Raw genomic sequence first — 17,834 nt, 5'->3', positions numbered from 1 at the left:
AGGCGGGATTTTCAAGACAGGGCCCGCGACTTGTTTTGACACTCTCTATGGAAGGCCTCTAGAATTGCGCGCTTATGTCCGAGCATCCCTTGCCTGAACGGGTCGATCCCCTGCGCCTGGCAAACCGGGACGGCGCGCTGCAGGGCGTGCTGGGCCTGGAGTCCATGCCGCGTCTGCGCGAGGCGGTGCAGGCCATGGAGCAGCCGGCCCATGTGGGGCTGCGGTGCGTGCGCGAATACGGCCGCATGCGTGTGGAAGGGGAGGTGCGGGCCCAGGTGGAGCTGCTCTGTCAGCGCTGTCTGCAGCCCGTGTCCTGCAGCGTGGCGAGCACCTTTCAGGTGGTGCCCGCGGCGGATATGAACGAGGCCTGCGCCCTGGAGGCGGATGCGGAACCGGTGCTGCTGGACCACGGTCTGCTGCCGGTGCATGCCCTGGTGGAGGAGGAGATCCTGCTGGCGCTGCCCGCCGTGCCCCTGCACGCGGACGGGGCCTGCACGGGCCGGTCCGGCCGGGAGTTCACCGCCGGCGAGGTGGAGGCCGCACAAAAGGAAGAACGCGGCAACCCCTTTGCGGTCCTCGGCCGCCTCAAGGGAGACCCCGGGGACGGGGATTGATGTGTACAATGGGCCGCCGCCCCCGGGCCGGCGGCCTTATGGTTGGTTTGAACGTCATCGGAGAGAGATCATGGCAGTTGCACAAGGTCGTACCACCCGCTCCAAGCGGGGCATGCGCCGTTCCCACGACGGCCTCAAGGCCCCGACCCTGTCGGTGGAGCCCACCACCGGCGAACTCCACCGCCGCCATCACGTCAGCGCCGACGGCTTCTACCGCGGCCGCCAGGTGATCAAGCCCAAGGACGTGGAGGACGACGAGGAATAAGCCGGTTGCCCCGGCCCCTGCGCAAGGAGAGGCGGGGACATCGCGGTGATCCGGACCGGGCCTCGCCGGGGGGCCGGGCCGGTCCCGCCCTCCCGTTGTGCCCCGATCAGAGACGAGTCTACCCATGAGCGGTCTGTTCACCATCGCACTGGATGCCATGGGCGGCGACCACGGCCCCCAGGTGGTCGTGCCGGCGGCCCTCAAGGCCCTGGCGGAGTTTTCCGACATCCATCTCATCCTCGTGGGGGACAAGGAGCGGCTGACCCGTGAACTGTCCGCCAGCGGCGGGGCCCCTTCCAACCGCCTGCGCATCCACCATGCCGCCCAGGTGGTGGGCATGGACGAACCCCCCAGCCAGGCCCTGCGCACCAAGAAGGATTCCTCCATGCGCGTGGCCGTCAACCTGGTCAAGCACCAGCAGGCGGACGCCTGCGTCAGCGCCGGCAACACGGGCGCCCTCATGGCCACGGCCCGCTACGTGCTCAAGACCCTGCCGGGGATCGACCGTCCCGCCATCATCACCGCCATCCCGGCCCTGAACGGCCACACCCACATGCTGGACCTGGGTGCCAATGTGGATTCCACCGCCAACCATCTCTATCAGTTCGCCGTCATGGGTTCGGAGCTGGCCAGCGCCGTGGACAACCTGGATGCCCCCCGGGTGGGCCTGCTCAACATCGGCGAGGAGGACATCAAGGGCAACGATCAGGTGAAGGAGGCGGCCCACATGCTGGAGCACAGCCACCTGAACTACGTGGGCTTTGTCGAGGGCAACGACATCTACTGCGGCGAGGTGGATGTGGTGGTGTGCGACGGCTTCGTCGGCAATGTGGCCCTCAAGACCAGCGAGGGGGTGGCCCGCATGGTCTCCCACTACGTGCGCAGCCAGTTCACCAGCGGCCTCTACGCCAAGATGGCCGGGCTGGTGGCCATGCCAGTGCTCAAGGCCCTGCGCCGGCGCATCGATCCCCGCGCCTACAACGGCGCCAGCCTTTTGGGGCTGCAGGGGATCGTCATCAAGAGCCACGGCGGCGCCGATGCCGTGGCCTTCCTCAACGCCATCCGCATCGCCCGCATCGAGGCCGAGAAGAAGGTCCCGCAGCGCATCGACAAGCGGCTGGAGGAACTGCTCAGTAAAGAGGAAATTGCGCCGTGACCTACTCCCGGATTACGGGTACCGGGGGTTATCTTCCGGAAAAGATCCTCACCAACCACGATCTGGAGAAGATCGTGGAGACCTCCGATGCCTGGATCCGGGAACGCACCGGCATCGGCCAGCGCCATGTGGTGGGGCCCGAGGAGACCACCTGCGACCTGGCGGAAAAGGCCGCCCGGGGCGCCCTGGAGATGTCGGGACGAAGCGCCGAAGAGATCGACCTGATCATCGTGGCCACCACCACGCCCGATCAGGTCTTCCCCAGCACCGCCTGCCTGCTGCAGCAGCGCCTGGGCATCCACAACGGCTGCCCGGCATTCGATGTGCAGGCGGTGTGCACCGGCTTTGTCTACGCCCTGGGGGTGGCGGATCAGTTCATCCGCGCCGGTTCCGCCCGCTGTGCCCTGGTGGTGGGGGCGGAGAGCATCTCCCGCATCCTGGACTGGACCGACCGGGGCACCTGCGTGCTCTTCGGGGACGGCGCCGGGGCGGTGGTGCTGGAGGCCTCGGACACCCCGGGCATCCTGGCCACGCATCTGCACGCCGACGGCCGTTACGAGAGTCTGCTCAGCGTCCCCGCCGGGGTGGGCAAGGGCTATCCGGCGGTGATCGCCGGGGAGGCCTATCTGCAGATGAAGGGCAATGAGGTCTTCAAGTGGGCGGTGAACACCCTCGGGCAGATCGTCCAGCAGACCCTGGAGCAGGCGGGCGTGGACCAGTCGCAGCTGGACTGGCTCATCCCCCATCAGGCCAATATCCGCATCATCCAGGGCATCGCCCGCAAGGTGAAGCTGCCCATGGAGCGGGTGGTGGTGACGGTGGAGGAACACGGCAACACCTCCGCCGCCTCCGTGCCCCTGGCCCTGGACGCAGCCGTGCGCGACGGACGCATCCGCCCCGGCCAGCTGCTGCTGCTGGAGGCCTTCGGCGGGGGCTTCACCTGGGGGTCGGCCCTGGTGCGGTTCTGACGGCCCCGCCCCCCCCGGGAAACGTGTTACGATCCCGGGCATCCGTGCAGAATCCCAAGCTCCCGAGGCCCGATGGCACAAGAGATCGAGAAGAAATTCCTTGTCGTATCCGATGCCTGGCAGGATCAGGTGACCCATAGCGTGTCGTTGCGGCAGGGCTACCTCTGCGGCAACACACAGGCCTCGGTGCGGGTGCGCCTGGCCGGGGAGAAGGCCGACATCAACATCAAGAGCGCCACCCTCGGGGTGGAGCGGCAGGAATTCGAGTACGCCATCCCGCCCCAGGAGGCGAGGGAGCTGCTGGATGGCCTGTGCATGCGCCCCATGATCGAAAAGACCCGCCACTACGTCCCCCACGCCGGTCATCTCTGGGAGGTGGATGTCTTCGAGGGAGACAACGCCGGCCTGGTGGTGGCCGAGGTGGAACTGAACGCGCCCACGGATGAGCCGCAGCTGCCCTCCTGGGTGGGACAGGAAGTCTCCCACGACCCCAGGTACTACAACACCAGCCTGGTGCAGCACCCGTTCAAGAACTGGTGAGGCCCGTTGAGCCGGGAGGTTTCCGCCGTGCCCGATAGCGCCGGTCCGGCCCCGCTGATGATCGATATCCTGTTGGTGGACGACCACGAGCTGGTGCGCACCGGTGTGCGCGGGCTCCTGGAGCGCCATGGCGAGCCGGCCGGGATCCGTGTGGCGGGGGAGGCCGCCTCCGGCGAGGAGGCCCTGGAACTGCTGCCCCGCCTGCGGCCCGATGTCATCCTCATGGATCTGAACATGCCCGGACTCGGCGGCCTGGAGAGCACCCGCCGCGTACTGGAGTCCGATCCCCGGGTGAAGGTGATCGTCCTCACCGTCCAGGACGAGGGCCCCTATCCCCGCTGGCTCCTGGACAGCGGGGCCGCCGGTTACCTCACCAAGGGCTGCCCGGTGGAGGAGCTGATCCACGCCGTGACCACCGCCATGCGGGGGGATCGCCACGTCAGTCCCCGTTTCCATGAGCAGCTGGATTCCCAGGCCCTCCCGCCCGGCCCCCTGGACCGGCTCTCGCCGCGGGAACGGCAGATCCTCCTGCTTCTGGTGCAGGGCCTGCGCCAGCAGGAGATCGCCGCCGAACTGGGGGTGAACGTGAAGACGGTGAGCACCTACAAGGCCCGCCTGCGGGAGAAGCTGGGCTGCGAGAGCGACATGGACCTGCTGCGCCTGGCCATGGAACAGGGCATCACCCGAAGTCATTCCCCTGTGCATCCCTGAGCCCATGGCCGGAACGTCCTTCGACCCCGGGTGCCGCCGTTGCCCGCGCCTCGTGGACCTGCGGTCCCGGGTGCGCGCCGCCCATCCCGACTACCACGCCGCCCCGGTGCCCCCCTTCGGCGACCCTCGGGGGCGCCTGCTCATCGTCGGCCTGGCCCCGGGGATGCATGGGGCCAACGCCAGCGGGCGTCCCTTCACCGGGGACCATGCCGGCATCCTGCTCTTTCGTACTCTGTACGAGATGGGGCTGAGCAACCGGCCCGAGGTGTCGGGGGCGGAGGACGGCCTCGTCCTGCAGGGTTGTCGCATCACCAATGCCGTCAAGTGCCTGCCCCCGGAGAACCGCCCCACCACGGCGGAGATCCGCCAGTGCAACGGCTACCTGGCGGCAGAACTGGAGGCCCTGCCGGAACGGCCCCTGGTGCTGGCCCTGGGCACGGTGGCCCACCAGGCGGTGCTGCGGGCCCGGGGGCTGACCCTGTCCGCCCACCCCTTCGCCCACGGCCGGGCGCACGAACTGCCGGGCGGATTCACCCTGGTGGATTGCTACCACTGCAGCCGCTACAACACCCAGACGGGGCGCCTCACGCCGGAGATGTTCCGGGCGGTGTTCGCCGAACTGACCCTGCGTCTGCAGCGGGGGTGAGCATGGGCAAAGAGGACGCACACACCCCCGCAACGCCGTTCGATCCGCGGGCCCTGATCGCCGATCTCACCACCCGGCCCGGGGTCTACCGCATGATCGGCGAGGGCGGCGAGGTGCTCTATGTGGGCAAGGCCCGCAACCTGCGCCGCCGGGTGTCCAGCTATTTCCGCAGCAACCTCTCCAGTCCCCGCATCCGCGCCATGGTGGCCCAGATCCGGGACATCCAGGTGGCGGTCACCGCCACGGAGGCGGAGGCCCTGCTGCTGGAGAACAATCTCATCAAGGAGCACCGCCCCCGCTACAACGTGCTCCTGCGGGACGACAAGGGCTATCCCTATATCTTCCTGTCCCAGCACACCTACCCCCGCATCGCCCTGCACCGGGGGGCGCGCCGCCAGCCCGGGCGGTACTTCGGTCCCTATCCGTCCTCGCCGGCGGTGCGCGAGACCCTGAACCTGTTGCAGAAGCTCTTCCTCATCCGCCCCTGCCGGGACAGCTTCTTCGAGAACCGCACCCGCCCCTGCCTGCAGTATCAGATCCAGCGCTGCAGCGCCCCCTGCGTGGGCCTCATCAACCCCGAGGCCTACGCCCGGGACGTGGCCCATGCCGTGGATTTCCTGGAGGGGCGCAGCGCCCGCGTCATCGAGGACCGGGTGCGGGAGATGGAGGCCGCCTCCGCCCGCCTGGATTTTGAACAGGCCGCGGTCCTGCGGGACCAGATCGCCCGCCTGCAGGAGGTGACCCAGCGCCAGTACGTCAGCGGCGAGGGGGGCGACGTGGACATCATCGCCGCCGCCACCGCCGGTGGGGAGACCTGCGTGCAGGTCTTTTCCATCCGCGGCGGCCTGAACCTGGGCAACCGGGCCTATTTCCCCCAGGGCCCCGGGGAGGACGATCCCCGGCCCGGGGCCCTGCTCACCGCCTTTTTGGGCCAGTACTACCTGGCCCGGGAGGTGCCGCCGCAGATCATCCTCAGCCACGCCCCCCAGGACCGCACTGTGCTGGAGGAGATGCTGGCCCTGCGCCGCGGTCAGAAGGTGACCCTGTCCTGGAACGTGCGCGGGGAGCGCGCCCGCTGGCTGCAGATGGCCCTGCACAACGCCCAGCTCTCCCTGGAGACCCGCCTGGCGGGACGCAGCGGCATGCGCGCGCGCCTGGAGGCCCTGCGCCAGGCCCTGGGGCTGCAGGCCCCGCCCACGCGCATGGAGTGCTTCGACATCAGCCATGCCCGGGGGGAGGCCACCGTCGCCTCCTGCGTGGTCTTCAACCAGGACGGTCCGCTGAAGTCCGATTACCGGCGCTTCAATATCCGCGACATCACCCCGGGGGATGACTATGCCGCCATGCGCCAGGCCCTGGAGCGGCGCTACGCCCGCCTCAAGCGCGGTGAGGCGCGGCTGCCAGACGTGCTCTTCATCGACGGCGGCCGCGGCCAGGTGCGCCAGGCCCTGGAGGTGCTGGAGGCCCTGGAGATCCAGGGGGTCCTGGTGGTGGGTGTGGCCAAGGGGGAGTCGCGGCGTGCGGGCATGGAGACCCTCGTATTGAGCGACACCACGGCACCGACTATACTGCCGCCGGGCTCCAAGGCGCTGCATCTGATCCAGCAGATCCGCGACGAGGCCCACCGCTTCGCCATCACGGGCCACCGCCAGCGCCGGGCCAGAAGCCGCAACACCTCCCCGCTGGAACAGATCCCCGGCATGGGTCCGAAACGCCGCCAGCAACTGCTCAAGCACTTCGGCGGCCTCAGGGGCGTCAGCCGTGCCGGCGTGGAGGATCTGGCCCGGGTGCCCGGCATCAGTCGCAAGCTGGCGCAACAGGTATTCGACTCGCTACACGACGACTGAGCCATGACCTTCTCCATTCCCAATCTGCTCACCTGGCTGCGCATCGCCCTGATCCCCCTGATCGTGGTGGCCTTCTACTATCCCCACCCCTGGGCGGGCCCGGCCAGCGCCCTGATCTTCGCCCTGGCGGGGGTCACCGACTGGCTGGATGGTTACCTGGCGCGGCGTCTGGGGCAGACCTCCCACTTCGGCGCCTTCCTGGATCCGGTGGCCGACAAGCTTATGGTGGCCACGGCCCTGGTGCTGCTGGTGGACGAGCCCGGCGGCATTGCCCTGGCCCTGGCCGCGGTGGTGATCATCGGCCGCGAGATCGCCATCTCCGCCCTGCGGGAGTGGATGGCCAAGATCGGCCAGTCCGGCGCCGTGGCCGTCTCCTGGATCGGCAAGTTCAAGACCACGGCACAGATGATCGCCATCTTCCTCCTGCTCTACGGACTGCCCCTGCTGGGCCTGCCCAGTGTCGCCATCGGCCTGGCGCTGCTCTACGTGGCCGCCGTGCTCACCCTGTGGTCCATGTTCCATTACCTGCGGGCCGCCCTGGAGTGGGCCGAGGACTGAGGGCGTACTGGCCCGCTTCCGGGGAAGGGCCCGTTCCCGCCGCGCGGCCGTGACCCGGGGCGACATTGTCCCCATGCCGTGCAGAGGGTAGTCTGGCGCTACGGTACCCGCGTGCAGGCCCGCCCCATGCCCCTCTATCCCATCGACCTGGAACGGGACACGGTGACCCCGGCCCACGGCAGCGGCGGCCGGGCCATGACCCAGCTGGTGCGCCAGCTCTTCGCCCGGGCCTTCGATAACCCCTGGCTGGAGCGGGGGGAGGACGCCGCCGTGCTGGACCCGCCCGCGGGACGCCTGGTGACCGCCACCGACGGTCATGTGGTCACGCCGCTGTTCTTCCCCGGTGGCGACATCGGCCGCCTGGCGGTGAACGGCAGCGTCAACGACGTGGCCATGGCCGGGGCGGTGCCGCTGGCCCTCACCGCCGGGTTCATCCTGGAGGAGGGGCTGGCCCTGACTACCCTTGCCCGCATCGTCGACTCCATGGCCGGGGCCGCGGCGGCGGTGGGCATCCCCGTGGTGGCGGGCGACACCAAGGTGGTCCCCCGGGGCCGGGGGGACGGGGTCTATATCACCACCACGGCCCTGGGTGTGGTGTCCGAGGGGGTGGAACTCGCCGGGGACCGGGCACGCCCCGGGGATGCCATCCTGGTGAGCGGACCCCTGGGGGACCACGGCATGGCCGTGATGGCGGCCCGGGAGGGGCTGGACCTGGACCCGCCCATCCGCTCCGATTGCGCCCCGCTGCACGACCTGGTGGCCCACCTGCTGGCGGCGGTGCCCGGGGTGCGCTGCCTGCGCGATCCCACCCGGGGCGGTCTGGCCTGTGCCCTGCACGAGTGGGCGGGGCAGTCCGGGGTGGGTATGCTCCTGGAGGAGGCGGATCTGCCGGTGCGCCCCGGGGTGCGCGCCGCCTGCGAACTGCTGGGCCTGGATCCCCTGCATGTGGCCTGTGAGGGACGCCTTGTGGCCATCTGTCCCCGGGCCCATGGGCCGCGCCTGCTGCAGGCCCTGAAGGCCCACCCCCTGGGCCGGGAGGCGGCGGTGGTGGGGCAGGTGGTGGCGGATCCGGATGCCTTCGTGCAGGTGCGCACCCCCTACGGCGGCCTGCGCAACCTGGACTGGCCCGCCGGGGAGCTCCTGCCCCGGATCTGCTGATGCCCCTGGGGGCACCGGCATTGTGCACGGCGCCCGGGTCGGTTAGCGTTTCCCCCATACAGGACTTTGCTACGACAGGGACCATGGCCACCCCCGCGCAGACAACGGACACGGACATCACCCCCGGCTTCATGGCGGTGCACGGCAACCACCTGGAGGATCTGCGGGCGGTGGCGGTGGCATGGATGCGGCGCTATCCCCTGGCCCCGCTGGAGAACGAGGTGATCCTGGTGCAGAGCAACGGGATCGCCCAATGGCTGCGCCTGGCCCTGGCCCGTCATCCCGGGGACGGGGAGGGGGGGGCGGGCATCGCCGCCGCCCTGGAAATGGATCTGCCGGCGCGCTTCCTCTGGCGGGCCTACCGCGCGGTGCTGGGGGATGCGGCGGTACCGGAGACCTCCCCGTTTGCCCGTGACCCGCTCCTCTGGCGGCTCATGCGCCTGCTGCCCGACTGCCTGCGCCAGCCCGCCTTTGCCCCCCTGCGGCGTTTCCTCGAGGACGACCATGACCTGCGCAAGCGCCACCAGCTGGCCCAGCGCCTGGCGGACCTGCTGGACCAGTATCAGGTCTACCGCGCCGACTGGCTGGACGACTGGGCCCGGGGGCAGGACCACCTGCGGGATGCCCGCGGCGGCCTGCACCCCCTGGAGGAGGATGAGAACCTGTGGCAGCCCGCCCTGTGGCGCGCCCTCATCGCGGACCTGGGGCCCGGGGCCGATGCCGGCAGCCGCGCCGGCATCCACACCCGCTTCATGGAGCGGCTCCCCCGATTGCAGACACGCCCGCCGGGATTGCCCCGGCGGGTCCTGGTGTTCGGGGTCTCCAGCCTTCCGGCGCAGATGCTGGAGGCCCTGGCGGGGATCTCCCGCTTCACCCAGGTGCTGCTGTGCGTGCACAACCCCTGCCGCCACTACTGGGCCGATATCATCGCCGACAAGGACCTGCTGCGGGCCCCGCGCCGGCGCCAGGCCCCCAAGGCGGGGATGCCCGGTGATCTTCCCGAGGAGGACCTGCATCACCATGCCCACCCGCTGCTGGCGGCCTGGGGGCGGCAGGGGCGGGACTACATCCGCATGCTGGACGCCCACGACGATCCGGGCCGCTACCGGGGACTCTTCGCGGACCTGCCCTGGGAGCGCATCGACCTGTTCGAGCCCCATGGCGGGCACACCCTGCTGCAGCAGCTCCAGGACGACATCCTGGAGCTGCGCCCCCTGGCGGAGACCCGGGAACAATGGCCCCCGGTGGATCCGGCGGGGGACGATTCCCTGCGCTTCCACGTGGCCCACAGCCCCCAGCGGGAGGTGGAGATCCTGCACGACCGGCTGCTGGACCGCTTCTCCCGGGACCCCTCCCTGCGTCCCCGGGATGTCATCGTCATGGTGCCGGACATCCACCGTTATGCCCCCCATTTCCAGGCGGTCTTCGGCCAGATACCCCCGGAGGATGCCCGCCACATCCCCTTCACCCTGGCGGATCTGGGGCAGCGGGGCCAGGATCCGGTGCTGGTGGCCCTGGAGCAATTGCTGCATCTGCCCGAATCCCGCCTGGGGGTGAGCGAACTGCTGGATCTGCTGGATCTGCCGGCGGTGCGGTCGCGCTTTGGTCTCACCCGGGGGCAGGTGCCGCAGCTGCATGACTGGATCCGCGGTGCGGGCATCCGCTGGGGGCTGCATGCCCGCCAGCGGGCCGCCCTGGATCTGCCCGGGGACCTGGAGCAGAACACCTGGCGCTTCGGCTGGCGGCGCATGCTCCTGGGGTATGCCGCCGGTGGTGAGGGGCCCTGGTGCGGCGTCCAGCCCTATGACGAGGTGGCCGGGCTGGACGCCGCCCTGGCGGGCCCTTTGACGGACCTGCTGGAGGCCCTGGAACGCTGGTGGGCGATCCTCTCCCGCCCGGCTTCGCCCGCCGAATGGGGGCGTCGTCTGCGGGAGCTGATGGCGGACTTCTTCGCCCCCGGGGAGGAGGCCGGGCGCATCACCCTGATGCGGGCGGACGAGGCCCTGGAACAATGGGAGACGGACTGCGCCGCGGCGGCCATGGACGCGCCCCTGCCCCTGGGGGTGGTGCGGGAGCACTGGCTCGGGTCCCTGGAGGGGCCGCGCCTGTCCCAGCGCTTCCTTACTGGTGGCGTCACCGTCTGCACCCTCATGCCCATGCGGGCCATCCCGTTCCGCGTCGTCTGCCTGCTGGGGATGAATGACGGTGATTATCCGCGCTCGCGCCCGCCCCTGGACTTCGACCTCATGGCCCGGGATCCGCGCCCCGGGGACCGTTCCCGGCGGGAGGATGACCGTTACCTGTTCCTGGAGGCCCTGCTCTCGGCCCGGGACCACTGCCATGTGAGCTGGGTGGGCCGGAATGCCCGGGACAACGCCGAGCGTCCCCCCTCGGTACTGGTGGGCCAGCTGCGCGAGCATTTGGCCGCGGGCTGGACGCCGGCGCAGCCGGGCACGGACCTGCTGACCTGCCTCACCACGGTACACCCCCTGCAACCCTTCGCCCGGAGCCTCTTCGAGGCCTCGGAGGGACAGTTCACCTACGCCCGGGAATGGGAGGGGATGCACGCCCCGGCGCCGGAAGGGCCCGCGTCCACACCCGCCCCGCTGCCCTGGCGGCCTCCGGAGGAACCCCTGGATACGGATACCCTGGGGGATTTCCTCAAGGATCCGGTAGGGTTCTTCTTCGCTCATCGCCTGCGGGTCCGCTTCGACCAGGACCCGGACGTGGCCGAGGACCAGGAGCCCTTCGCCCTGGACGGCCTGGGGCATTGGCAGGCGGTCTCCCATCTGGTGGAGGCGGCCCTGTACCCCCCGCCGGGACCGGACACCCCACAGGAGGTCATCGAGACCCTCCTGGAACAGGCCCTGGCGGCCTGGTGGCGGGCCGGACATCTGCCCCCCGGGGGGATGGGCGGCTATGTGGCGGAGCAGGTACGCGACTCGGCCCGGGATCTGCTGATGCGTCACCAGGCCCTGGTGCGCACCCATGGGCGTATCCTCAGGACCCCGCAGCGCCTGCGGCTGCACTGGGAGGATCTGGTCCTGGAAGACTGGCTGCCTCCGCTGCGGGCGGATGCAGACGGCAGGCGTCTGTGCCTGCGCCACGAGCCGGGGCGCCTGCGCACGAAGCAGACCCCCTTTCTCCGCCTGGACAAATGCTGCCGCCCCTGGGTGCTGCACCTGCTGGCCCAGGCCGGGGGGGTGGCCATGGACACCATCCTGGTGGGGGTCGACGCCACCCTGCATATGCCGGCCCTGGACGCAGGGACCGCCCGGGGGCATCTGCAGGCGCTGCTGCGGGGCTGGCGCGAGGGGCAGACCCGTCCCCTCCCGGCCTACTGCCAGGGCACGGCCGCCTGGCTGCGGGCCGAGGAAAAGGGTCCGGCCAAACAGGAGAATGAGTTGCGCCGGGTCCACGAGGGCGAGGGGAAACGGGCCGGTGAGCGGGACCGCAACCCCGCCCTGGCCCGGGCCTGGCCCCGGGTGGATGATCTCCTCTCGGCCCCGGATTTCCAGGACTGGGCCAGGGCCCTCTACGCCCCCCTCCGGGAAGGCGTGAAACCCCACTCCGTGCCGGAGGACGGGCAATGAACCGGCCCCGCATCCTGGATCCCCTGACCTTCCCCCTGCACGGCAGCCGGCTCATCGAGGCCAGTGCCGGCACCGGCAAGACCTTCACCATCGCCGCCCTCTATGTGCGCCTGGTGCTGGGCCACGGTGACGCGGGTACGGGGCCCGCCGCGCCGCTGCTGCCGCCGCAGATCCTGGTGGTGACCTTCACCGATGCCGCCACCCGGGAACTGCGCGAGCGCATCCACACCCGCCTCATGGAGGCCGCACGGCACTTCCGCGGAGAGGCGGAGCAGCCCCCCGATCCCTTCCTGGAGGCCCTGCTGGCGGCGTATCCGGAGCCGGCGCAGCGGGCCCGCTGCGCCTGGCGTCTGGATCTGGCGGCGCAGTGGATGGACGAGGCGGCGGTGTCCACCATCCATGGCTGGTGCTACCGCGTGCTGCGGGAACACGCCTTCGACAGCGGCAGCCTCTTCACCCAGGAACTGGAAGCGGATCCCTCGGAGGCGATGCTGGAAGCGGTGCGGGACTACTGGCGCACGCTGGTGCATCCCCTGGCGCCGGGGCGACTGGGGCTGGTGCTGCCCGTGCTGGGGCAGGATCCCCAGTCCCTGTACCTGCGCCTGAGGCCCCTGCTGCAGGGAGACGCCCCGGTGCCGGATCCGGGCGATCTGGAGGCGGTGCTGGCCCCGGTGGAGGCCCGTCTGGAGGCCCTCAAGGCCCCCTGGCGGGACGACTTCGAGGCCGTGGTGGCCAGCTTCCAGGCGGCCCGGCCCAGCCTCAACGGCAGCACCTACCGCAGCGCCGATCAGAACCTGGAGCGCATGCGCCAATGGGCCTGCACCCCGGGCATGCTCCACCCCGAGCCGGTCTCCGACAAGTCCCGCTCCCCCCTGGAGCTGTTCAGCCGCGCCTTCATGGAGACGGCGCTGAAGAAGAACGCCACTCTGCCGGAAGATCTGCATCAGGCCTTTGCCCTGCTGGACGGGCACGGGGATCTGGATGCCGGCCTGAGCGGCGGACTGCTGTCCCATGCCGTGATCTGGATCCGCCGCCGCTTCGACCGCGCCCAGCGCAGCCGCGCCCGCCTGGGCTACGATGACCTGCTCACCCGGGTGCGGGACGCCCTGGAGGGGCCGGCCGGGGAGCGCCTGGCGACGACGCTGCGGGGACGCTTCCCGGTGGCCCTGATCGATGAATTCCAGGATACGGATCCGGTGCAGTACCGCATCTTCGAACGGGTGTATCAGGTGGAGGCGGGCACCCCGGAGGGGGGATTGTTCCTCATCGGGGACCCGAAACAGTCCATCTACGGTTTCCGCGGGGCCGATATCCACACCTACCTGCAGGCCCGCCGGGCCACCGCCGGGCGGCATTACACCCTGGGCACCAACTACCGTTCCACCCAGGCCATGGTGGCGGCGGTGAACCGCCTGTTCCAGCACGGCGAGGAACACCATCCCCGGGGGGCCTTCCTCTTCGCCCGGGAAGGGGAGGGGGACCATCCCGTGCCCTTCATCCCCATGCAGGCCCGGGGCCGCACGGACCCCTTCCACCTGGACGGGGAGACGGTGCCGGCCCTGCAGTTCTGGTGCCTGGATCCCGGCAAGCCCATGGCCCGGGGGGACTATATCGCACGCATGGCGGACCATTGCGCCGGTTTCATGGCGGGCCTGTTGCAGGCGGGGCGGGAGGGCCGCGCCGGATTCGCCGACCCCCCGGGGGAGGCGGGGCGGTCCCTGCTGCCCCGGGACATGGCCGTGCTGGTGCGTGACCGCCAGGAGGCCCGGGCCATACAGTCGGCCCTGGGGGCGCGGGGGGTGCGCAGTGTCTACCTCTCCGACCGGGAATCGGTCTATGCCACCCCGGAGGCGGAGGATGTGCTGCGCTGGATGCGTGCCGCGGCCGAGCCCGCCTCCGACCGCCTGCTGCGGGCCGCCCTGGCCACGCCGCTGCTGGATCTGCCCCTGGAGGCACTGGATCGCCTGGGCAGCGATGAGATCCATTGGGAGGAACGGGTGGAACAATTCCGGGGCTACGGTGAGCTCTGGCGCGGCCAGGGCATCCTGCCCATGCTGCGGCGGCTGATGCACGACTTCCACCTGCCCCGGCGCCTCTCCGGCAGCGCCGATGGCGAACGCCGGCTCACCAACCTCCTGCACCTGAGCGAACTGCTGCAGTCCGCGGCCACGGCGCTGGACGGGGAACATGCCCTCATCCGCTTCCTCGCCGAACACCGGGCGCAGCAGCGCCCGTCCTCGGACGAGCAGATCCTGCGCCTGGAGAGCGACGGCGACCGGGTGCAGGTGATCACCATGCACAAGGCCAAGGGATTGCAGTATCCCCTGGTGTTCCTGCCCTTCGCCGCCGACTATCGCGAGGTGACGGAAGAGGCCTGCCCCCTGGTGCTCAACCGGGGGGATGGCCGGCGGGAGGTGCACTTCGAGACGGACGCCACCCTGCTGGCGATGGTGGACGACAACCGCCTGGCGGAGGATGTGCGCCTGCTGTACGTGGCCCTGACCCGGGCCTGTCATGCCTGCTGGGTGGGGGTGGCCCCGGTGACCCCGGGGAGAAGTAAGGAATCCCGCATGCACCGCGGTGCCCTGGGCTGCCTGCTGGGGGGCGGCGAGCCCATACCGGACGGCCGCCTGGAGACGACCCTGCGGGCCCTGGAGGACCCCGGGGAGGACGGGGACGTGGCCATCCGGGTAACGCAGCCGCCCGGGGGGGACGGAGCGCCCCTGCCCCTCGGGGAGGGTCCCGCATGCCCGCCCCGGGGCGGTGCCCGCACCCCCCTGCGACCGGCCCGGGAGCACTGGTGGATCGCCAGCTACAGTGCCCTGCGCCTGGGGGGTGTGGAGACCGCCCGGGTGCCGGAGACGGTGCGGGACGAGGTGGCCGGGGAGATGGGCGCGGAGGCGGAGGAGGCGGCCGCCCGGGATCCCGGGGCGGCCGCCGGGGGGGGCGGTGGACTCCTGGCCGGTTTCCCGCGGGGCCCGGAACCGGGGACCTTTCTGCACGGGATCCTGGAATGGGCGGCGCTGCAGGGCTTCGCCCGGGTGGCCTCGGACCCCGCCGCCCTGCGGGAGACCCTGGCGCGCCGCTGCCGCCGGCGTGGCTGGGAGCCCTGGATCGATCCCCTGGCGCAATGGCTGCATCGGCTCCTGCAGACACCGCTGCCCCTGGGGCCTTCGGCGGCGCTGCGGCTCGCGGACCTGGAGACCTATCAGGCGGAGATGGAGTTCTGGTTCGAGGCCTCGCAGGTGGATACCCGCACCCTGGATGCCCGGGTGACGGCGGCCACCCTGGACGGGGCCCCACGGCCACCGCTGCAGGCCGATCGCCTCAATGGCATGCTCAAGGGCTTCATGGACCTGGTCTTCCTCCACGAGGGGCGTTACTACGTGGCCGACTACAAATCCAACTGGCTGGGGCCGGCGGCGGCGGACTACGGCGCCGGGGCCCTGCGCGCGGCGGTGCTGCACCGGCGCTACGAGATGCAGGCAGTGCTCTACGTGCTGGCCCTGCACCGCCTGCTGCGCTCCCGAATGCCGGATTATGACTACGACCACCATCTGGGCGGGGCCGCCGTGGTCTTCCTCCGCGGCCTGGAGGCGGACACCTGCGGGGTGCACTTCGAACGCCCGCCGGCGGATCTCGTGCACGGTCTGGACCGCCTCTTCGGCGGTGAAGGGGAGGTGGAATCGTGAAGGCCGCAGGTGCAGGCGAGGCCCCGCTGGCCGGGCAGGAGGGCCTGCAGGGGCTGTTGCAGGGCTGGGTGGAACGGGGCTGGCTGCGCCCCCTGGACCGGGCCCTGGTGGTGTTCCTGCAGGAACAGCTGCCTGCGGCGTCCCCTCCGGCGCTGCTGCTGGCGGCCCTGGCCAGCCACCAGGTGGGACGTGGGCATGTCTGCCTGGATCTGGAGGCGACCCTTGCGGACCCGGACCGGACCCTGTCCCTGCCTCCGGAGGGGGAGACGCCCGTGGACGGGACCCCGCCGCCGCGACCCTCCCAATGTCTGGCGGGCCTGGGGATGGCGGACCTGGTTTCGGCCCTGGAGGATCCCGATCTGGTGGGTGCGGGGCCGGGGTGCACCCCGCTGGTGCTGCAGGGGCGGCGCCTCTACCTGCGCCGCTACTGGGCCTGTGAGCAGCGGGTGGCCGGGGCACTGGCGGAGCGTCTCCTGGGGGGTGCGGCGGTGCGCGAGGCCATGGCCCCGGAGCGGTTGCATCCCTGGCTGGAGCGGCTCTTCGGTCCCCCGGATGCGCAAGGGATCGACTGGCAGCGTGCCGCCTGTGCCCTGGCGGCCTCCGGCGCCTTCGCCGTCATCACCGGCGGGCCGGGCACGGGCAAGACCACCACCGTGGTGCGGCTGCTGGCCCTGCTGCAGGCCCTGCACCTGGAGACAGGGGCGGATGTCCCCCTGCGCATCCGCATGGCGGCCCCCACGGGCAAGGCGGCGGCGCGTCTCAACGCGGCCGTCGCCGGGGCCCTGGGGGGGCTGGCCCTGCCCCGGGATGCCTTCGGCCAGGCGGTGCGGGACGCCATCCCCGCGCGGGTGACCACCCTGCACCGGCTGCTGGGGAGCCGCCCCGGATCCCGTCATTTCCGACACGATGCGCGCCGTCCCCTGGCGGTGGATGCCCTGGTGGTGGACGAGGCCTCCATGATCGATCTGGAGCTCATGGACGCCCTGCTGCAGGCCCTGCCCCCGGAGGCGCGCCTGATCCTGTTGGGGGACCGGGACCAGTTGGCTTCGGTGGAGGCGGGGGCGGTGCTGGGGGAGCTGTGCGCCCGCGCCGGGGAAGGGCACTACACCCCGGAGCGCGCGGCCTGGCTACAGGCGGTCACCGGACAGCCCCTGCCCCCGGAGCGGCAGGACCCTTCCGGGAACGCCCTGGATCAGCATGTGGTCATGCTCCGCCACAGCCACCGCTTCGGCGCCGACAGCGGCATCGGCCGGCTCGCCCGCGCCGTGAATGCCGGGGATGCGCAGGCGGTGGCCGCCGTCTGGGCGGAGCCGGGCCGGGATCTGATGCGCCGGGGGCTGAAGGGCCCCGAAGATCCGGCACTGCCGGCGGTGGCCGTGGATGGTGGCGCCGGGGACCGACCGCCCCGGGCGGACGGGGCGCATCCCGAGGGCTACGGCCGGTACCTGCAGGTCATGGCCACGGCGGACCCGGGCCCCGGGGCCGAAGCCCCGGAACGGGATGCCTGGGCCCGGGAGGTGCTGGCGGCCCTGGAGGGGTTTCAGGTGCTGTGCGCCCTGCGACGGGGGCCCTGGGGCGTGGAGGGGATGAACCATCGCATCGCCGCTTTCCTGCGGGAGCGGGGGCTGCTGGATCCCCAGGGGATCTGGTACGCGGGGCGGCCGGTGATCGTCACCGGCAACGACTATGGTCTGGGTCTCATGAACGGGGACATGGGGGTGACCCTGAGGGTCGCGGACGCCGCCGGGAACCCGGTCCTGCGGGTGGCCTTCCCGGCGGGGGATGGCAGTGACCGCATCCGGTGGGTACTGCCCAGCCGCCTGACGGCGGTGGAGACGGCCTTCGCCCTGACGGTGCACAAGTCCCAGGGTTCGGAGTTCCGCCATACGGCCCTGGTATTGCCGGACCGGGCGGGGCCGCTGTTGACGCGGGAGCTGGTCTATACCGCCATCACCCGGGCCAGCCGCTGGTTCACCCTGCTGGAGCCCCGCCGTGGGATCCTGGAGGAGGCGGTGATGCGGCGGGTGCTGCGCAGCAGCGGTCTGCAGGCGGCCCTGGAGGGGCGGCTGGAACGGGGGGAGTGAGT

13 protein-coding genes are annotated in these 17,834 nt (G+C 71.1%); all 13 read left to right on the top strand.

Features of this window, described 5'->3' with window-relative positions:
• The first annotated feature begins 89 nt into the window (after nt 1-89).
• Entirely contained in the window at nt 90-614 is a 525-nt protein-coding gene (locus CKO33_RS07010) for a YceD family protein (protein WP_200180796.1), read from the top strand.
• 70 nt (nt 615-684) lie between these two features.
• Nucleotides 685-879: a 50S ribosomal protein L32 gene (rpmF, locus tag CKO33_RS07005; RefSeq protein WP_200180794.1), complete on the top strand. Its 195-nt coding sequence runs from the start codon at nt 685-687 to the stop codon at nt 877-879.
• A gap of 124 nt (nt 880-1,003) precedes the next feature.
• On the top strand, nt 1,004-2,035 hold the full coding sequence (plsX, locus tag CKO33_RS07000; protein ID WP_200180792.1) for a phosphate acyltransferase PlsX: 1,032 nt from the start codon (nt 1,004-1,006) through the stop codon (nt 2,033-2,035).
• A complete protein-coding gene (locus CKO33_RS06995) occupies nt 2,032-3,003 on the top strand; it encodes a beta-ketoacyl-ACP synthase 3 (protein WP_200180791.1) in 972 nt (323 codons plus the stop codon). Before plsX ends, CKO33_RS06995 begins: the two co-directional genes overlap by 4 nt.
• A gap of 72 nt (nt 3,004-3,075) precedes the next feature.
• Nucleotides 3,076-3,543 (top strand): CYTH domain-containing protein, encoded by a 468-nt coding sequence (locus CKO33_RS06990; RefSeq protein ID WP_200180789.1) that lies wholly within the window; start codon nt 3,076-3,078, stop codon nt 3,541-3,543.
• A 27-nt stretch (nt 3,544-3,570) separates the two neighbouring features.
• Nucleotides 3,571-4,254: a response regulator gene (locus CKO33_RS06985; RefSeq protein WP_338081747.1), complete on the top strand. Its 684-nt coding sequence runs from the start codon at nt 3,571-3,573 to the stop codon at nt 4,252-4,254.
• A 4-nt stretch (nt 4,255-4,258) separates the two neighbouring features.
• Entirely contained in the window at nt 4,259-4,900 is a 642-nt protein-coding gene (locus tag CKO33_RS06980) for a uracil-DNA glycosylase (RefSeq protein WP_200180787.1), read from the top strand.
• A gap of 2 nt (nt 4,901-4,902) precedes the next feature.
• On the top strand, nt 4,903-6,747 hold the full coding sequence (uvrC, locus tag CKO33_RS06975) for an excinuclease ABC subunit UvrC (RefSeq protein ID WP_200180786.1): 1,845 nt from the start codon (nt 4,903-4,905) through the stop codon (nt 6,745-6,747).
• A 3-nt stretch (nt 6,748-6,750) separates the two neighbouring features.
• Nucleotides 6,751-7,305 carry a CDP-diacylglycerol--glycerol-3-phosphate 3-phosphatidyltransferase gene (gene pgsA / locus CKO33_RS06970; RefSeq protein ID WP_200180784.1) on the top strand — a complete coding sequence of 185 codons (555 nt, stop codon included), beginning with the start codon at nt 6,751-6,753 and terminating at the stop codon, nt 7,303-7,305.
• Nucleotides 7,306-7,431: 126 nt separating this feature from the next.
• Nucleotides 7,432-8,463, top strand: a complete 1,032-nt coding sequence (hypE, locus tag CKO33_RS06965) for a hydrogenase expression/formation protein HypE (RefSeq protein WP_200180782.1) — start codon at nt 7,432-7,434, stop codon at nt 8,461-8,463.
• Between the two features lie 83 nt (nt 8,464-8,546).
• Nucleotides 8,547-12,056 (top strand): exodeoxyribonuclease V subunit gamma, encoded by a 3,510-nt coding sequence (gene recC / locus CKO33_RS06960; protein WP_200180781.1) that lies wholly within the window; start codon nt 8,547-8,549, stop codon nt 12,054-12,056.
• Nucleotides 12,053-15,748, top strand: a complete 3,696-nt coding sequence (recB, locus tag CKO33_RS06955) for an exodeoxyribonuclease V subunit beta (RefSeq protein ID WP_200180779.1) — start codon at nt 12,053-12,055, stop codon at nt 15,746-15,748. Before recC ends, recB begins: the two co-directional genes overlap by 4 nt.
• Nucleotides 15,745-17,832, top strand: coding sequence for an exodeoxyribonuclease V subunit alpha (gene recD / locus CKO33_RS06950; RefSeq protein WP_200180777.1), 2,088 nt, complete (start codon nt 15,745-15,747; stop codon nt 17,830-17,832). The genes recB and recD overlap by 4 nt, the downstream gene beginning before the upstream one ends.
• Nucleotides 17,833-17,834: the final 2 nt, after the last annotated feature.

It is taken from the genome of Ectothiorhodospira mobilis, from assembly GCF_016584115.1.
Classification (GTDB): domain Bacteria; phylum Pseudomonadota; class Gammaproteobacteria; order Ectothiorhodospirales; family Ectothiorhodospiraceae; genus Ectothiorhodospira; species Ectothiorhodospira mobilis.
Note: the sequence above shows the minus strand (reverse complement) of the source record. Positions and strands in the feature narration are given on the sequence as shown.

Excerpts from the sequence above, each read along its gene's own strand:
- CKO33_RS06990 (WP_200180789.1), top strand. The coding sequence starts at position 3,076 with ATGGCACAAGAGATCGAGAAGAAATTCCTTGTCGTATCCGATGCCTGG.
- plsX (WP_200180792.1), top strand. The coding sequence starts at position 1,004 with ATGAGCGGTCTGTTCACCATCGCACTGGATGCCATGGGCGGCGACCAC.
- pgsA (WP_200180784.1), top strand. The coding sequence starts at position 6,751 with ATGACCTTCTCCATTCCCAATCTGCTCACCTGGCTGCGCATCGCCCTG.
- uvrC (WP_200180786.1), top strand. The coding sequence starts at position 4,903 with ATGGGCAAAGAGGACGCACACACCCCCGCAACGCCGTTCGATCCGCGG.
- recC (WP_200180781.1), top strand. The coding sequence starts at position 8,547 with ATGGCCACCCCCGCGCAGACAACGGACACGGACATCACCCCCGGCTTC.
- rpmF (WP_200180794.1), top strand. The coding sequence starts at position 685 with ATGGCAGTTGCACAAGGTCGTACCACCCGCTCCAAGCGGGGCATGCGC.
- CKO33_RS06980 (WP_200180787.1), top strand. The coding sequence starts at position 4,259 with ATGGCCGGAACGTCCTTCGACCCCGGGTGCCGCCGTTGCCCGCGCCTC.
- hypE (WP_200180782.1), top strand. The coding sequence starts at position 7,432 with ATGCCCCTCTATCCCATCGACCTGGAACGGGACACGGTGACCCCGGCC.
- recB (WP_200180779.1), top strand. The coding sequence starts at position 12,053 with ATGAACCGGCCCCGCATCCTGGATCCCCTGACCTTCCCCCTGCACGGC.